Genomic DNA, 15737 nt, shown 5'->3' with positions numbered 1-15737 from the left:
GAACATCCCCCCCACAAGGATCTCATCAGTGCTTGGCGGTGTCCTTCCAGCCCCCGCCCAACGCCAGGAATACCCCGATTTGCCCCATCGCCACCTGGCTATTGGCCGCCGCCAGCTGAGCACGCATATCAGTGTAAGCCCGCGTCGCCTGCAAATCCGCCAGGAACGACTCACGCCCTGCCTGGTAATAGCGGTGCGTCTGGTCCGCCGCTTCCTTGGCCGATTTCTCCGCCTCGGCCAGCGCATCACGCCGGTCCAGTAAGGCGCTGTACTGCGCCAGGCGCGTCTGAGTTTCGCGAATGGCGTTGAGCACCACCCCATCGAAGTTCGCCAAGGCTGCCTGGGTAGAAGCTTCGGCCATGCGAATGCGCGCGCGGGTACCGTTGGTGGGGATACTCCAGCTGATCTGCGGGCCGAAGCCCCAGCGGTTGGTTGCAGGCTCGCCGAGGTTTTCCAGGATACCGATAGTGCCCACCTGAGCGCCGATGCTGATGTCCGGGTACAGTGCGCCCGTGGCGACGCCGATGGAGGCCGTGGCAGCAGCCAGCTGACGCTCGGCCTGGCGCACGTCGGGGCGGCGCTTGAGCAACGCGGCGCCATCGCCTACCGGAACCAGCTGGTTCAGGTGCGGCAGTTCGGCACAATCGGCGGTGCCTGCAGGCAGCTGGTCGACGGGTTTGGCCAACAGAGCCGCCAGGGTATACATGCCGGTCTCGCGCTCGGCTTTGAAACGTGGCAGTTCGGCGCGCAGGGATTTGAACTGAGTCTGCGAGCGGGTGACCTGGGTTTCATCACCACGCCCGGCATCACGCAGGCGCTGGTTGAGCGTCACGCTCTGTTCCTGCAAGTCGAGCGACTCGCGGGCAATGTGGTACTCCTCGTTGGCCGAGCACACCTGGGTGTAGGCCTTGACCACGTCTGCCACCAAGGTAATACGAGCAGTATCGGCAGCGGCCTGCACTGCGTCGGCGTTGGCCTTGGCCGCTTCGGTGCCGCGCTTGAAGGTGCCCCACAAGTCGAACTGGTACGAGGCGCTGATGATGGCCTCACCGATGTTGGCCACCGGTACTTTTTCCGGCAACAGGAAGGCTTCGCCCGACTCCTGCAGGCGCTGGGCGCCAAGCTTGACGCCACCGTTGAAGCCGCCTTGCGATTCGGCCACCTCCACTTGGGCCCGGGCCTTGGCGATGTTGGCCGCGGCCACGCGCAGCTCGGTGTTGGCACTCAGTGCCTGACGCACCAGCTCGTTCAGCCGTTGGTCCTGATACAGCTGCCACCAGTCTTCGGGCACCGGTGCCGAAACCACGCTGTCGGCATCCTGGCGCAGCGGGCCGTTCAGGTCGCTGCGTTGCACCGCCGCATCCTTCGGCACCTCATAGTCGGGCCCCACCATCATGCAGGCCCCCAACGACAGGCACAGGCCAGCCAGGATCAGCTGTTTCATGGGCGCTGGCCCTCGATGATCGACACCGTGGCAGTACGCCCGGCGATCATGCGGAAGTCTTGCGGCACTTCGTCAAAGGCGATGCGCACCGGAATGCGCTGAGCCAGGCGCACCCAGCTGAAGGCCGGGTTGACGTTGGGCAGCAGGTTGGCACCGCTGCTGCGGTCACGGTCTTCGATGCCAGCGGCAAAGCTCTGTACGTGGCCGCGCAGCCGGGTGTTGTCGCCCATGACGCGGATGTCCACGGCGTCGCCGATTTGGATGCCACCCAGCTTGGTTTCTTCGAAATAACCGTCGACGTGGTATGAGGCACTGTCGACCACCGACAGCACCGGGCGGCCAGCGGTGACGAATTCGTGGTTACGCGGCGCGCGGTCGTTGAGGTAGCCATCCACCGGGCTGCGCACGACCGAACGGTCAAGGTTGAGCTGGGCAGTATCGACCGCCACCTGCGCCTCGCTGACGGCCGAACGGGCGCGGGCCTCGCGAGACTGGCTTTCTTCCAATTGCTCGGCGGCCACCAGGTTGCCCAGCTTGCGGTTGCGCTGCGCTTCGCGCGAAGCCTGGGCCAGGGTTTCCTGGCGTTCGCCGAGGGTTGCCTTGGCCTGGCGCAGAGCCAGGCTGAAGCGGTCCTGGTCGATGGTGAACAGCACGTCGCCGCGCTTGACGGTCTGGTTGTCGCGCACCTCGACCTTCTGGATCAACCCCGACACGTCCGGGGCGATCTGGATCACGTCGGCGCGGATGTGGCCGTCGCGGGTCCAGGGGGCAAACATGTAGTACACCACCATCTGCCACACGAGCACGGCGGCGAAGGTCACTACCAGCAAGGTCAGGACCACACGGCCCAGGGTCAGCAAAGGTTTTTTCATGGCAGCATCAAGTTTCGGCAAAAGTGGTCCACCGCGCCAAGCAGCACGGCATACAGGGCAACGTTGAACAACGCCCGGTGCCAGACCAGGCGGTAGAAGTGCAGGCGCACCAGCACCGCATGCACCCCCAGGAACAGCAGGTAGGTGCCAAACATCATCACCAGCAGCGTAGGCAGGAACACCCCGCTGATATCCAGTTCACCAATCACAGGGGTGCTCCGTCGAGGCCGGGGGGCAGTTGCGGTTGTTCGGCGGGTTCGAGCATCACCTCCACACCTGGCAGCAACGCCAGGCGCAGGCCGCTCAGGGCATGCAGCAGGTGGGTGCGGGCATCGCCGCGCTCGTACAGCTCATCCAGGTTCAGCGCCAGCCGGGCGCGCTCCATGTTGCGCAGCAGCGCGGCTGGTGCGTGCAGGCGCTCGCCGGCACGCAGGCAGGCGGCATAGTGCGCGCCGACTTCCTCGACCACCGTGCTCAGGCGCTCGCGGGCCTGCTGGCCGGCGCGCGGCATATAGGCCAGCAGGTCGAGCAGGTTCAGCCCCACACGCAGGTCACGCAGTGCCACACCACTGTCCTGGCCGGTTTGCGACAGGCGCGGCAGGTGCTGCATCAGGCGGTCGAGCATCTGCACGCCAACCTGGCGGTGTTCGGCCAGGGTCGCCGGCTCGGTCATTTCGACGATGTCACGCCAGGCGAAGCGGGTCATGCGCTTGGCCGCCAGCTCCACGCCGAACGGGCGCATCACCAGGGTCCAGATGAAGGCGAACAACAAGCCAACGGGACCGGCAAGGTTGGAGTTGAGGAAGGTGAAGAAGTCGGCGTCGTAGGCGCCCTGGATGCTGATGAAGGTCGAGGTGTTGACGATGGTCAGCAAGGTGCCCAGGTAAAACCTCGGCTGCACGGTGAGGGTGCCGATGCAGATGAACGGCACGGCGAAAGCCAGCACCAGCATCGGGAAGTCGTGCAGGTTGGGCAACACCAGGAACAGGTACAGGCTGGAGAAGATGACCGACATCAGCGTCCAGAAGAAAAACCGGTAGATCTGCGGCGCCGGGTCGTCCATGGCGGCGAAGAAGCTGCACGACACGGCCGCGAGGATCACCGCGCTGGCGCCGTCGTTCCAGCCCAGGCCGATCCACAGGCCGCAAGCGACGACGATCGCCAATACGGTGGAGGCCACCGAATACAGCATCAGGCCACGGTCGAAGAAGGCCGTCAGGCGGCCCAGGCGCCAGTGGCGGTACACCGCGCGCCAGGGCTTGGCATCATCGGTACGCAGGGCGTGCTGCAGGGTGCAGCAGTCCTGCCACAGGTCAGCCCATTCGGTCAGGCGGTACAGGGCGTTGGACAGCAGCAGCTCGGCGCGCTGGTCTAGGGCCGCAGCACCTGGCTGCAGGCGGTCGATCTGCTCATGCAGCGTGGTCCAGCGTGCGACCGAGGGGCTGTCGGCAGTGCCTTTCAGCCATTCGCGAGCGGCCTCAAGCACAGGTTGAAGCTGAGCGAACTGGGCCGGGGCGCGGCCTTCCAGGGCCACCAAGGCGTCGTCGAGCGCGTCGATCACCGGCAGCAGGTGAATCATCCGCCCACGCAACTCGCGGGCGTTCTTCACGGTATGCGGGCCGGCACCTTCGTGGCCGAGCTGACCGATCATCAGCTCCAGCGAGTTGAAGGTAGCAACCATCGCCCCACGCATACCGCCGATCTTGTCGGCGCTGACCTCACGGGCCAGGTAGATGTCGCTGTAGCGGATCGCCTCGGTGAACCAGTTACTGGTGGCGCCGACCACCACCGGCGCCAGCCGGCGCGGCCAGAAAATGGCCCCGACCACCGCCGCGCAGACGATACCCAGGCAGATTTCCTGGGCGCGAGAAGACGCTACGTCGAACACCGCCAACGGGTTATCCACTACCGCCAGCGCAATCATCGGCAGGGTGTAGCCGGCCAGCATCAGCACGTAGTTGTTGGCCGTGCGCAGGTTCAGCGAAAGGAACAGCAAGGTGCCTGTCCACAGGGCAATGGCGATGCTCAGCAGCAACGGTGACTGCACCAGCGGCGGCACCAGGAAAATGGCCCCACCGGCGCCAAGCAACGTGCCCACGGCGCGGTACAGCGCCTTTGAGCTGGTCGGGCCGACGAACGGGCTGGAGACGATGTACACCGTGGCCATCGCCCAATAGGGGCGCGGCAGCTGCATGAGCAACGCGATGTACAAGGCGATCATGGAGGCAGCGAAAGTACGCACGCCGTAGAACCAGTCGCGGGCCGGGGGAACCGAGCTGAAGAAGCCGTTCATGCCGCCCCGCCCGAGTTGCCCAGGCCTGCAGCCTCGAAGGCGCGCAGCACGCGCAAGGCGGCTTCCAGGTCGGCCTGGTCGATACCGTGCAGCACATCGCGGCGCAGGCGCACCAGTTCGGCCTCGATGGCTTCGGCCAAGGCACGGCCTTCGGCGGTCAGGCTCAGGGCCTTGGCGCGGCGATCCAGTGGATCCTCGCTGCGGCACACCAGGCCGGCCTTGCACAGTTGATCGAGCAGACGCACCAGAGAAGGGCTTTCCAGGCCGGCAGCCTGTGCCACGGCCACCTGGTGCACACCGTCACCCAGGCGCACGATCATCAGCAGCGGCGCGGCGCAGGCCTCGGAAATGCCGTAACCGGTCAGGGCGGTATGGCAGATGCGCCGCCAGTGGCGGGCCGCAACCACCATGCCACTGCTGACTTGCAGGCGCAGGAGATCAAGGGACATGAGGGGAACCAAGCATATTCATAGTTTGCTAACTATCAATATACGCCTTGCCCTCCCCCCGCCGTCAACAGGGGGTGACGAGGGGTATGGATGAATTGTTGTTCATGCTGGAGCTTTTTACCTGCCGGCACAGGCTGCAGACGATCAGGATTGGATCTGATCTTCCAACTTCATGGTCAAAGCCAAGGTGCTACCCATTTGCACTGCCCGGTCCCGCCACTCCTGGTAGCGCACCACGTCACGGCTGCTGAAATGCACTGCCAATTCCTCTGCCGCCTGCACGACTCCCGCCGCTGCCGCCAGCTCCAGCCAGTACAGCGCCGCCTTGAGGTCGGCCTCTACATACAGCCCGTGCATCAACCGGTAGCCCACCTCGAAACGGCAACGCGCCTCGCCCCGCTCGGCCCCGCGCAGGAACCACTGGTAGGCCTGCACCAGGTCTACCTGCCAATCCAGGTCGCCATCGCACACCTCCTCCTCATACAGGTCTCCCAGCGCCGCCGCGGCATGCAGCATCCCGCGCTCGAAGGCCTGGCGGTAGCACTCCGCCGCCTGCACGTAGGAAGGCTCGATGCCCTTGCCGAAGTAGTGCTGCTGCCCAAGGTTGAACCAGGCAGCAGCATTGCCCTGCAGGGCCGCCATGCGCAACAGGTGCCCGGCCAATTCGGTATCGGCGCGCCAGTACTTGCCGTTGAGCCAGATCCAGCCAAGGTCATTCAGTGCCGCCACACTGCCTTGCAACGCCTGACGGCGAAGGTCGACATACACTGCCTGCAGGTCGCTGGCCTCATCCAGGCGGTTGACCAGCAGCGACCGCTGGCTGGGCAAGCCCACACCGGCAAACAGCCGCTGTCGCCTCCCGACGGGAGCCGGTGGGGCGATGACCCGCTCGGGTAGAAGGCGGGCAAGCAGCGAATGGATATTGCTGGCAGCAGACATGTTCATCCTCATTGAACGACGCACAACCCAACCTTCGGTTGTGATGAGGCGTGATTCTGCGTGACGTCACGTCAAAACCTGTCGCGAACGATTCGGCACGAGGCAACCAAATGCGACTTCCTTGATCTGAGCGGGCTGTGGCCAATTGCCACGCCCCTCGCGTGCCGCCATCCTATTGCGGCAAGCCTAGACAAGGACGTTATCTTTTGCCGTTCGCCACCACTCGCGCCACCCTCAGCCGACAGTGGGCGCTGCTGCGCCAGCTGCCCAGCCGCTCTCCAGGCATTACCAGCGCCGAGTTGGTGTGGCGCCTGCGTGACGTGGGCTTTACGGTCAGCAAACGCACCGTCGAGCGCGACCTCAATGAGCTGTCGCTGATCTTTCCGCTGGAACGTAATGACAAGAGTATTCCGTTTGGCTGGCACTGGTCGGCCAGTGCCGTGGGCGAGTTGCGCGGTAACTTCGACTTGCTCACGCATCTGCGAGGGGATGCGTTGCAACCGGCGCAGGGAGAAGGCATGGAGTTGGTGGCACGGATCAGCGATGCACTGGCGCGGCAGTTGCGGGTTGCCCCCTTGAGCAGCGATATGCAGCTGACAGCGCTGGAGCATGGGCATCGGTTACGCGCCACGGTGAGCGATGGTTGGCCATTGCGCTGGTGGCTGTTGAGCCATGGGGATGGGGTGGTGGTGGAGCAGCCTGCTGACTTGCGTGAAGAGATTGGCAAGATCCTGAGCAGTGCGGCGGCTCAGTACCAGAGTAGCCTCTGAGATAGCGCACTGCCCGAGCGGAATGTTGCACGCACTCCCTCAGTACCCGTCTAAAACCGTGCCAGCCCGACATTCCGTACCTAACCGGATAACTGCAGCGCAATCAGCGATTAAAAAGGCAAACCGAAAAACTTCATCACACCATTGAAAAAAGAAACAAGATTGTGAAAATCAACCCGTGGGGAGTGTCACATCCAACGCAACCCCGCTATAGGCACGTGTTTTGGTCTGAACCGCAGTCTTCCACTTCCATGTTTGCGTCACGAGTTCCTTCAAATTATTACCGCCCTTCTAAAAAGAACCGAGAAACAGGAAGACCATAGAAGAGATAAACATTGTGCACCATGCCCCGACCAAAACCCTTTTTATCGAATTTGGAAAATCTCGCAACTGATCCACATCAACCAATCTTCTACGCGCAAATACACCCGGCATCGTCAATACTGTTGATATGGTACAGATACGCATTATTTTTCCTATAACTCCTGCTGGCGCATAGAGTTTTTTGTTCCCGGAAACATAAACACTCTTCGACAGTAACTCTTCAATCTCATCAAGATACCGCACAGCCACGAACACAAGCACCAACAGCGCTGCCATACCCAAGAAGAAGAAACCCACAGCAACTAAGTTCATCTCAAATTGATTCACGATTTTTTATTCTCGTAGATAATTTCCCCGAGCCACTCGCCGCCCTCTTTACCTTTGTCACCGCCTACTTCACCTCCAACAACTCCACCGACAACGGCGCATACTAGAGCACCAGGCCCGCCAGTCGGTAGTCCGAATACTACCGTGCATATCAGGGATGCTGTGGCACCTCCCAAAGCACCCAGCATAGCGCTTCCACCTAGGCCCCCGATTAAGCCACTCCCCTCTATATACTTGGCTTTTCTGCATTCTTCCTCACGCCCAATGGTGCACGCCTTATGAATGGATAAACCTGTCGCGGCCACATCCAATGCAATGCCAATATAGGCTCCTTTCTTGATCAGACTCGCAGCCTTCGCCACTCCCGTTACCTTCTCGGCATATCCGGAAATCTCCCCGGTACTCAGATAGCGCTTGGTGGATAGCTGCAGCATCCGCTTGATCGATCCCTGATTGCGTAGACCAGAACCGTAAGCGGCAGTCTTCCCCAGCTGCTCATCCAACGTCCTGAACAGCGCCGCACGTTTGGCGTAGAACTCTTCTCGTACCCTGAACGCACCACCACTCATATGCACGTGGTGCAGTTGCTCGATCTGCTCCAGCGGTAATCGGCTGTTCATCGATTGCTGATCAGGAATGCTTTGCTGCAGCCGGCAGGGGTCGATACTTTTGGGGCGACTCTTGCTATGTGCAGCACCGGCCAGTGTAAGCTAACGCAAGTACAGCCAGGCGCGGAACACTAAGGAAGGTCTGAAAAAGACTTCCCGAATCTGGTGAAATACGCCGATCCCGCCAGCCGAGTTTTTCCATGAAGCAGATGACCTTCGCCGACGCCGAGTACGCCGGCAAGCGCAAGCAGACCCGTAAGGAATTGTTCCTGATCGAGATGGATCAGGTGGTGCCGTGGAAGGGATTGATTGCCCTGATCGAGCCACACTACCCAAAGGGTGAAGGTGGTCGTCCAGCCTATCCGCTGATGGCCATGTTACGTATCCATCTGATGCAGAACTGGTTCGGCTACAGCGACCCGGCCATGGAAGAAGCGCTCTACGAGACGACCATCCTGCGTCAGTTCGCCGGGCTGAGCCTGGAGCGCATTCCCGACGAAACCACCATCCTCAACTTCCGTCGTTTGCTGGAGAAACATGAGCTGGCAGCCGGCATCCTCGGCGTAATCAATGGCTACCTGGGGGATCGCGGCCTGTCGCTGCGCCAGGGCACTATCGTCGATGCCACACTGATCCACGCACCCAGCTCGACCAAGAACCAGGACGGCAAGCGCGACCCGGAAATGCACCAGAGCAAGAAAGGGAACCAGTATTACTTTGGCATGAAGGCGCACATCGGCGTGGATGATGAGTCGGGGCTGGTACACAGCGTGGTAGGCACGGCAGCCAACGTGGCGGATATCACCCAGGTCGACAAACTGCTGCACGGTAACGAGAACGTCGTCTGCGCCGATGCCGGCTACACCGGCGTCGAAAAGCGCCCCGAACATGCGGGCCGCGAAGTGATCTGGCAGGTCGCAGCACGCCGCAGCACCTACAAGAAGCTCGATAAACGCAGCGCCCTGTACAAAGCCAAGCGCAAGATCGAGAAGGCCAAGGCACAAGTGCGAGCGAAGGTCGAGCACCCGTTTCGAGTGATCAAGCGCCAGTTCGGTTACGTGAAGGTGCGCTTCCGTGGCCTGGCCAAGAACACCGCTCAGCTGGTGACGCTGTTCGCGCTGTCGAACCTATGGATGGCGCGCCGACATTTGCTGACTACCGCAGGACAGGTGCACCTGTAATGCGGAAAATGGCTGCTGCGAGGTGCTCGCGGCGGCCAAAAACGGAGAACTGAGCGGGTTACCTGGTCGATTTTGATCGACGGCCCGCTTTCAAAAGCAGCAAGGGCTGAAGTCGACCGGAAATACAGGGTTACTTCAGACCTTCCCTAACATGGATAGGATTTCGATAGTCAAAGCCAGCCAGAGCCCAATGAGTGTCCGTTTCATTTTTAGTGGGAAATTGTTTACTTCCTTCATGTTGATGAGCCCGCGACGGGCATAAATAGCCGGCATTGTCATCATGCAAGCAATACAGCATGTGCGTAAGACTTTCCCTGGTAGTCCAGCCCGGAGAAAGGTGCTCCTTATTCCTTGTATATAGCTTGATTTTTCTAGTAAGGATTCAATTCGTTCAACGTAAAAATGAGCAATATAAATAAGCAAAATTAGGATTATCAGCCCTGGGCTAAAAACAAGCAGCGCCACCCAACCGGGCTCAATTGGTATCATCTGAGACCTTGCGATAAATCAGATCGCCAATAAATTCTCCACCCGCATTTCCTATTTCGCCTCCAACGGCACCCCCTACTGCTCCGCCCACAACCCCACAGACTAGAGCACCAGGTCCGGTCACTGCACCAAGGACAACTGCGCAACCGGTCGTGGCAATTGCGCCACCGAATGCACCGCCTAGACTGCCTCCCGTCAAGCCTAATACTAATGAGCTACCTTCGACATATTTTGCTCTGGTGCATTCTTCTTCTCGCCCAAGTATACAAGCTTTGTGAATTTCCAACCCCGTAGCGGCGACATCCAATGCGACCCCGAGGTATCCCCCTTTCTTGATCATATCCGCAGCCCTAGCGACTCCGGCTACCTTGTCGGCATATTTTGAAATTTCCCCGGTACTCAAGTAGCTTTTGCTAGAGAGCTGCAACATCCGCTTGATCGACCCATGATTCTTTAGCCCTGTGCCGTATGCAGCGGCCCGCCCGAGCTGTTCATCCAGGGTTCCGAACAACACGCGCGCTTTGCATAAAACTCTTCGCGCTCCCTGAATGCACCCCCGCTCATATGCGCGCGGTGCAGTTGCTCGATCTGCTCCAGCGTCTTCTTGATCGCATCCAGATGCCTGGCCCAGCCATCGCTCGCTGCCCCTGCCCCTATCGACGCATGGGCCAGCAGACTCTGTAGCATCTCGAAGTTTTCCAGCAAGAACCCGTCGACACCGCCACCGTTGAGCATGATGTCGCGGTGGATGCCCGCCGCCTTGGCCATTAGAAAGGCTTCATGGCTGGTGCAGGAGGCAGTGTCGGGATCACCGACGATTACCAGTTCACCGGCCAAGACCACCGTATTGACGATATGCGCATTGAGCACATCGAACTTGGCCTGCTGGTTGGCGCTCATGGGCGTGCCATTTTTCAGGGTCGCGTAGTTCTGCGCCCTTGGATTTATAAAGCTGCGTGCCTCGGACATGGTCGTTCCTCACGCAAACTTCTTGTTGGCAATTCGGTCCCAGCCACCGGTCACATTGCCGCCAGCACTGCCGTCGACGCGCTGCTGCCGGGTGTAGGTAGTCTTGATACGGCCGTAGTTGAGCTGAACGATTTCAGTCGGCACACCGGCATGCGCGCTTTGTGCGTAGTCGGCGATGATCACTTCCTCGAGCACCACTTCGTAGTACTTGAGCTTGTCGCTACCGGCGCGGCAGACGACCAGCTTCACTTCCTTCAGGTGCTGCCCCGCGCAACTGGCTTCGAGCAGTTTGCAACTGGCGTTGTCCAGGTACTTGGTGAAGGTCAGATTGCTCAGCGTGGTGCGCCCGGAAGTGGCGCCGCCTGCAGAACTCGCGGTGACGGAGGTGCTTTGGCTGGCACCAAATGTGTAACCGAGGATCTCGATCCAGTTGCTGTATTGCTCGTCTTTTGCTTCGCCAGCGATTTCCGCGATTTGAATATAGGCATCGAAAGCCATGATTACTGTTCCTTGTAAATGACGGAGCGGAACAGGCTAGGCTCGGGAAAGAACGGCCGCAATCTTTCTATGGAGATCGATGCAAGATTCAGAAGTTTCCTACGAATTTCACGATGTTTTTGGATAACAGATGTTTGAAAGTATTTCTGGATTTGGTTAGCGGCCCGCACGCCGCAACAAACCTGCGTACGGCCGCCATGACGATACCGTTTACCGCTGCATCCCCCAACGCCGCACGGTCAGCCGCTCCAGTGTATTGAACACCAACCCTTCCACCAGCAAACCAATCAGGATCACCACCGCCAACCCGGCAAACACCTTGTCGGTATATAGCTCATTGCGGTTCTGGAAGATGTACCAGCCCAGCCCGCCTTTGCCGCTGCTGGCACCAAACACCAACTCGGCAGCGATCAGCGTGCGCCAGGCGAACGCCCAGCCGATCTTCAACCCCGACAAGATCGACGGCAAGGCTGCCGGCACCAGGATGTGCAGCACTAGCCGCAACCCTTTGAGGCCATAGTTACGCCCAGCCATGCGCAGCGTTTCCGACACACCAAGGAAACCGGCATAGGTATTCAGCGCCAGCGCCCACAGCACCGAATGCACCAGCACGAAGATCAGGCTGTTATCACCCAGCCCAAACCACAGCAAGGCCAACGGCAACAGGGCAATGGCCGGCAATGGGTTGAACATCGAGGTTAACGTGCCCAGCAAGTCCCGCCCCAGTTGGGTCGAAACCGCCAGGCTAGTCAAGCCGAAAGCCAGGACGATACCCAGCACATAGCCCTTGAGCAGTATCACCAGCGAAACCCCGACCTTGGCGGGCAGCTCGCCACTCACAAGGCCGTCCCACAGGGCCGCGGCGGTTTGCAGGAAGCTCGGCAACAGCAGGTCATTATCCTGATAGCGAGCAACGGCCTCCCATAGCACAGCGATTACCAGCAGGATCAGCGCCTTGCGCAGCCAGCCTTGCTGCCACAGGCGTTGGGCCAAGGGGAGTTGGCGTTCCAGGGGCACACTGAGCAGGGGCTCCAGCTGCACCTCGTATTCCTGGCGTACAGGTGTAGTGGTCATGGCTGAAGCTCCTGTCAGTAGGCGATGCGGATATCGTTGAAACCAAGGTCGTCGGGCTGTTCCGGGACGTCTGCCTCATCGAACAGCAAGCGGTGGATACGCCTTGCACTGGCCTGGAAATCGCTGCCGCCCAGGCTGCCCAGATCATATTGATGGCTGTGCACTTCCGCCCTCACCCGCCCCGGGTGCGGCGACAGCAGCAGGATGCGGTTGCCCACTACCAGCGCTTCTTCGATGGAATGGGTAACGAACAACAGGGTGAAACGCACCTCTTCCCACAGCAGCAGCAGTTCTTCCTGCATCTTGCGCCGGGTCAGCGCATCCAGTGCAGCGAACGGCTCATCCATCAGCAGGATCTTCGGCTGGGTGGCCAACGCCCTGGCAATCGCCACACGAGCCTTCATACCACCCGACAGCGTGTGCGGATAAGCATCGGCAAAGGCGGCCAGACCAACCTTTTCCAGGTAATGCAGCGCCCGCTCTTCGGCTTCGGCGCGCTTGAGCTGGCCTGCCACCAGCAACGGGAACATGACGTTCTGCTTCACCGTTTTCCACGGCGGCAGTTGGTCGAACTCCTGAAACACCACGATGCGGTCTGGACCTGGGCCATGCACCGCTTGGCCCTGCAGCAGAATCTGCCCTTCCTGCGGTTGAATGAAACCGGCGACGGCTTTGAGCAAGGTGGACTTGCCGCAACCAGAAGGCCCGAGCAGCACGAAACGGTCGGCACGGTCGACTTCGAAGCTGACCTGGTGGGTGGCCCGCACCACGCGCTGCGCGGTGCGGTATTCGAGGCTGAGGTTATCCACCTTGAGCAAAGGTGGCGTGGCGACACGGCTCAGGTTGCTGGCCGTGTGGCCTGGCAAAGGGGCGGTCATGATCGGTCAGCTCCCCTGCAGCGGGCGTTCGTCCTGGAAGAAGTAGTCCTTCCACGATGCCGGCTTGTTCTTGATAGCGCCTACCCGATAGAGGAAGTCGGCCAGCTTGTAGGTGTTCTTTGGCGTGACGGTGAACTCGTACTGCGGGTTGTCGATCAGCTTGATCAGCGCGTCGCGGTCGATCTTGGCCTTGGTCACACGGATGTAGGTATCGGCTGCGGCGGCTTTGTCCTTCTGAGCGAAGTCTGCGGCTTCGGCCAGGGCGTCGACAAAGGCCTTGTAGGTTTTGGGGTTGTCCTTGCGGAATTTCTCGGTAGCGAACAGCAAGGTCGGCGAGTTGGGGCCAAGCAGGTCGTAGCTGTTGAGCACCACATGCACGTCCTTGTTGGCCAGCACCTGGTCCTGGAACGGTGGGTTGGAGAAGTGCCCGTTCAGCTCAGTGCCACCGGCCAGCAGCGCGGCAGTGGCATCCGGGTGCGGTACTGCCAGGGTGTATTTGTCGAGGCGGTTGTATTCCTTGTCGCCCCACTGCTGGGCGGCGGCGTACTGCAGGAAGCGCGACTGCACCGAAACACCTACCGCGGGCACGGCGATGCGGTCCTTGTCGGAGATGTCGGCGATGGTCTTCACGTTGGGGTTACTGCTGACCAGGTAGTATGGAAAGTTACCCAGCGAAGCCACAGCCTTGACGTTCTGCCGCCCCTTGGTGCGGTCCCACACAGTAAGCAGCGGGCCGACGCCGGCACCGGCGATGTCCACCGAACCGGACAGCAGTGCATCGTTGATGGCCGAACCACCTGACAACTGCGCCCAGTCGACATCGATGTCGATGCCCTGCTCCTTGCCGTGCTTCTCGATCAGTTGCTGGTCACGCACCACGTTGAGCAGCAGGTAAACGATGCCGAACTGCTCGGCGATGCGGATTTTGCCTTCGGCCTGGGCCGCAGCGGGGGCGGCCAGGCTGCCGATGACCAGGCTCGCGCCGAGGCCGATGCTTGCCGCCAAGCGGCTGATGGAATTGCGCATGATGGGGTTCCTCAGTCGTCAGAACGGGGCATCGCCCTGGATGGTGGTGCGGTACAGCTTGCGCCGCAGGTGTGCGGGGCAGCCGGTGGCCAGGTGGATCAGCGAGCGGTTGTCCCAGAAGACCAGGTCGTGGGGCTGCCACTGGTGGCGGTAGATGTTCTTCTCCAGCACGCTCAAGGCGTACAGCTGTTGCAGCACGTCGCGGCTTTCGTCGTCTGGCAGGCCGACGATGCGGGTGGTGAAGCCTTCGCTGACGAACAGGGCCTTGCGGCCGTTTTCCGGGTGGGTGCGGACCACCGGGTGGATGACTTCCTGTACCTGCGCCAATTGCTCGGCGGTCAGGGTCGGGCGCCAGTTGCCTTCGAATTTGGTCTCGGCGTAACGGGCGGTGTAGGAGTGAGCAGCGCTGCGGCCCTCAACCACTTTGCGCAAGGCGTCGGGTACGGCGTCCCAGGCTTTGTGCATGTCCGCGAACAGGGTGTCGCCGCCTTCGCTGGGCAGCTCCTGGGCATGCAGCATGGAGCCGAGGCTGGGCAGCGCTTTGTACGACAGGTCCGAGTGCCAGAACTTGCCGGCATCACCCAGACCAATGTTTTGACCGTTTTCGACGATGTTGGAAACGATCAGGATCTCGGGATGGCCTGTCAGCAGGAACTGCTTGAGCACATGGATCTGCAACTCACCGAAGCGGCGGCTGAACGTAATCTGCTGTTGCGGGCTGATGCGCTGGTCGCGGAACACCAGTACATGGTGGTCGAGGTGGGCGCGATGAATACGGGCGAAATCCTCGACGTTGACCGGTCTGGCCAGGTCCAGGCCGATGATCTCGGCGCCGACGGCACCGGAGAACGGGCGGATTTCGAAGCATTGCGGCTGGGCGCTGTCGATGGTCGACAAGGCGTTCGAGGCGGCTGACATTTTTCACTCCCACGCAGTGCGCGACTTCAACGACGCGCAACGATCAGAAACGCACGGGGATTTCCCGTGTGGGTTCAAGTCGTGCGGCGCATCGATTGGTCGACGGGTACGCAGTGGAAGTGACTATAAAGTCATAAGAGCTATATTTTAAATACCTTTAAAGAATAACCATAGCACTGGGATTTGCTCGGTTCGCAATCAGATCAGCCCGCCCTGCTCTTCTTCATCGATGAGGTTGTTCAGGCTGCTGAGTGCCTTGCGCGCCGTGGAGCGGTTGAGCAGCTTGGCCTGGGCACCGGCGGGTAGGTCAGTGATCTTGAATACGCCTTTGGCAGTCAGCACATCGATCAGGTCCTCAAGCACGCGGATCATGTCCAGGTCGCTTTGCTTGAGCTGGTTGAGGCTGTTTTCCACGACGTCGTCGGCAAACCACTCCTGGATATCGGCATGGTCGGCAGGGAGCATTTCGGTGAACTGGTCAAAGGCGGCTGCTTCTACCCGCAGCAACTGGCCGGCAGCGTCGCGTTGCACGTAGAACATGGCGGTGTCCCTCGTCACGTTGGTTCCTTGTTGGTAGACAGCAGCATAGGCAAAGATCGCCGGGCACGCAGGCCCGGCGCCAGAGTATGCGCTGTTGGCGAAAGGCAGGAAAGAGCCGGGGCCGCTACGCGGCCCCGG

At 60.7% G+C, this 15737-nt stretch carries 16 protein-coding genes and 1 pseudogene; 2 read left to right on the top strand and 15 right to left on the bottom strand.

The window, feature by feature from the left end:
* Positions 1–25: 25 nt before the first annotated feature.
* The 6 genes from Q9451_RS00930 to Q9451_RS00905 form a co-directional block, all read right to left on the bottom strand.
* Positions 26–1444, bottom strand: coding sequence for a TolC family protein (locus Q9451_RS00930; protein WP_012269987.1), 1419 nt, complete (start codon positions 1442–1444; stop codon positions 26–28).
* Positions 1441–2316 carry an HlyD family secretion protein gene (locus Q9451_RS00925; RefSeq protein WP_012269986.1) on the bottom strand — a complete coding sequence of 292 codons (876 nt, stop codon included), beginning with the start codon at positions 2314–2316 and terminating at the stop codon, positions 1441–1443. The genes Q9451_RS00930 and Q9451_RS00925 overlap by 4 nt, the downstream gene beginning before the upstream one ends.
* Positions 2313–2525: a DUF1656 domain-containing protein gene (locus tag Q9451_RS00920; RefSeq protein ID WP_003255905.1), complete on the bottom strand. Its 213-nt coding sequence runs from the start codon at positions 2523–2525 to the stop codon at positions 2313–2315. Before Q9451_RS00920 ends, Q9451_RS00925 begins: the two co-directional genes overlap by 4 nt.
* On the bottom strand, positions 2522–4609 hold the full coding sequence (locus tag Q9451_RS00915; protein ID WP_012269985.1) for an FUSC family protein: 2088 nt from the start codon (positions 4607–4609) through the stop codon (positions 2522–2524). Before Q9451_RS00915 ends, Q9451_RS00920 begins: the two co-directional genes overlap by 4 nt.
* Positions 4606–5058 (bottom strand): MarR family transcriptional regulator, encoded by a 453-nt coding sequence (locus tag Q9451_RS00910; protein ID WP_012269984.1) that lies wholly within the window; start codon positions 5056–5058, stop codon positions 4606–4608. Before Q9451_RS00910 ends, Q9451_RS00915 begins: the two co-directional genes overlap by 4 nt.
* Before the next feature lie 144 nt (positions 5059–5202).
* Entirely contained in the window at positions 5203–5997 is a 795-nt protein-coding gene (locus Q9451_RS00905; protein ID WP_012269983.1) for a tetratricopeptide repeat protein, read from the bottom strand.
* Positions 5998–6203: 206 nt separating this feature from the next.
* Between Q9451_RS00905 and Q9451_RS00900 the strand changes: the two genes are divergently transcribed.
* Positions 6204–6767 carry a WYL domain-containing protein gene (locus tag Q9451_RS00900; protein ID WP_012269982.1) on the top strand — a complete coding sequence of 188 codons (564 nt, stop codon included), beginning with the start codon at positions 6204–6206 and terminating at the stop codon, positions 6765–6767.
* A 291-nt stretch (positions 6768–7058) separates the two neighbouring features.
* Here Q9451_RS00900 and Q9451_RS00895 read toward each other — a convergent pair whose 3' ends face one another.
* Entirely contained in the window at positions 7059–7418 is a 360-nt protein-coding gene (locus Q9451_RS00895; RefSeq protein WP_223296394.1) for a hypothetical protein, read from the bottom strand.
* A complete protein-coding gene (locus Q9451_RS00890) occupies positions 7415–8038 on the bottom strand; it encodes a hypothetical protein (protein ID WP_012269980.1) in 624 nt (207 codons plus the stop codon). Before Q9451_RS00890 ends, Q9451_RS00895 begins: the two co-directional genes overlap by 4 nt.
* A 188-nt stretch (positions 8039–8226) precedes the next feature.
* Here Q9451_RS00890 and Q9451_RS00885 point away from each other — a divergent pair, with 188 nt between their 5' ends.
* A complete protein-coding gene (locus Q9451_RS00885; RefSeq protein WP_038410028.1) occupies positions 8227–9207 on the top strand; it encodes an IS5-like element ISPa16 family transposase in 981 nt (326 codons plus the stop codon).
* A gap of 475 nt (positions 9208–9682) precedes the next feature.
* Here Q9451_RS00885 and Q9451_RS00880 read toward each other — a convergent pair.
* The 7 genes and pseudogenes from Q9451_RS00880 to Q9451_RS00850 all read right to left on the bottom strand — a co-directional run bounded on the left by Q9451_RS00880 (position 9683) and on the right by Q9451_RS00850 (position 15599).
* A pseudogene (locus tag Q9451_RS00880) lies at positions 9683–10665 on the bottom strand (hypothetical protein).
* 9 nt (positions 10666–10674) lie between these two features.
* A complete protein-coding gene (locus Q9451_RS00875) occupies positions 10675–11163 on the bottom strand; it encodes a type VI secretion system tube protein Hcp (RefSeq protein ID WP_012269978.1) in 489 nt (162 codons plus the stop codon).
* Positions 11164–11373: 210 nt separating this feature from the next.
* Positions 11374–12237: an ABC transporter permease gene (locus Q9451_RS00870; RefSeq protein ID WP_012269977.1), complete on the bottom strand. Its 864-nt coding sequence runs from the start codon at positions 12235–12237 to the stop codon at positions 11374–11376.
* Between the two features lie 14 nt (positions 12238–12251).
* On the bottom strand, positions 12252–13115 hold the full coding sequence (locus Q9451_RS00865; protein WP_012269976.1) for an ABC transporter ATP-binding protein: 864 nt from the start codon (positions 13113–13115) through the stop codon (positions 12252–12254).
* A gap of 6 nt (positions 13116–13121) precedes the next feature.
* Positions 13122–14141, bottom strand: a complete 1020-nt coding sequence (locus Q9451_RS00860) for an ABC transporter substrate-binding protein (RefSeq protein ID WP_012269975.1) — start codon at positions 14139–14141, stop codon at positions 13122–13124.
* Between the two features lie 18 nt (positions 14142–14159).
* Positions 14160–15059: a TauD/TfdA family dioxygenase gene (locus tag Q9451_RS00855; RefSeq protein ID WP_012269974.1), complete on the bottom strand. Its 900-nt coding sequence runs from the start codon at positions 15057–15059 to the stop codon at positions 14160–14162.
* 198 nt (positions 15060–15257) lie between these two features.
* On the bottom strand, positions 15258–15599 hold the full coding sequence (locus Q9451_RS00850; RefSeq protein ID WP_012269973.1) for a hypothetical protein: 342 nt from the start codon (positions 15597–15599) through the stop codon (positions 15258–15260).
* Positions 15600–15737 lie beyond the last annotated feature (138 nt).

The organism is Pseudomonas sp. NY8896, assembly GCF_039634505.1.
The sequence above is the reverse complement of the archived record's forward strand: the minus strand, read 5'-3'. Positions and strand labels throughout refer to the sequence as shown.

Excerpts from the sequence above, each read along its gene's own strand:
- Q9451_RS00905 (WP_012269983.1), bottom strand. The coding sequence starts at position 5,997 with ATGTCTGCTGCCAGCAATATCCATTCGCTGCTTGCCCGCCTTCTACCC.
- Q9451_RS00870 (WP_012269977.1), bottom strand. The coding sequence starts at position 12,237 with ATGACCACTACACCTGTACGCCAGGAATACGAGGTGCAGCTGGAGCCC.
- Q9451_RS00860 (WP_012269975.1), bottom strand. The coding sequence starts at position 14,141 with ATGCGCAATTCCATCAGCCGCTTGGCGGCAAGCATCGGCCTCGGCGCG.
- Q9451_RS00910 (WP_012269984.1), bottom strand. The coding sequence starts at position 5,058 with ATGTCCCTTGATCTCCTGCGCCTGCAAGTCAGCAGTGGCATGGTGGTT.
- Q9451_RS00875 (WP_012269978.1), bottom strand. The coding sequence starts at position 11,163 with ATGGCTTTCGATGCCTATATTCAAATCGCGGAAATCGCTGGCGAAGCA.
- Q9451_RS00865 (WP_012269976.1), bottom strand. The coding sequence starts at position 13,115 with ATGACCGCCCCTTTGCCAGGCCACACGGCCAGCAACCTGAGCCGTGTC.
- Q9451_RS00855 (WP_012269974.1), bottom strand. The coding sequence starts at position 15,059 with ATGTCAGCCGCCTCGAACGCCTTGTCGACCATCGACAGCGCCCAGCCG.
- Q9451_RS00850 (WP_012269973.1), bottom strand. The coding sequence starts at position 15,599 with ATGTTCTACGTGCAACGCGACGCTGCCGGCCAGTTGCTGCGGGTAGAA.
- Q9451_RS00885 (WP_038410028.1), top strand. The coding sequence starts at position 8,227 with ATGAAGCAGATGACCTTCGCCGACGCCGAGTACGCCGGCAAGCGCAAG.
- Q9451_RS00925 (WP_012269986.1), bottom strand. The coding sequence starts at position 2,316 with ATGAAAAAACCTTTGCTGACCCTGGGCCGTGTGGTCCTGACCTTGCTG.
- Q9451_RS00915 (WP_012269985.1), bottom strand. The coding sequence starts at position 4,609 with ATGAACGGCTTCTTCAGCTCGGTTCCCCCGGCCCGCGACTGGTTCTAC.
- Q9451_RS00890 (WP_012269980.1), bottom strand. The coding sequence starts at position 8,038 with ATGAACAGCCGATTACCGCTGGAGCAGATCGAGCAACTGCACCACGTG.
- Q9451_RS00930 (WP_012269987.1), bottom strand. The coding sequence starts at position 1,444 with ATGAAACAGCTGATCCTGGCTGGCCTGTGCCTGTCGTTGGGGGCCTGC.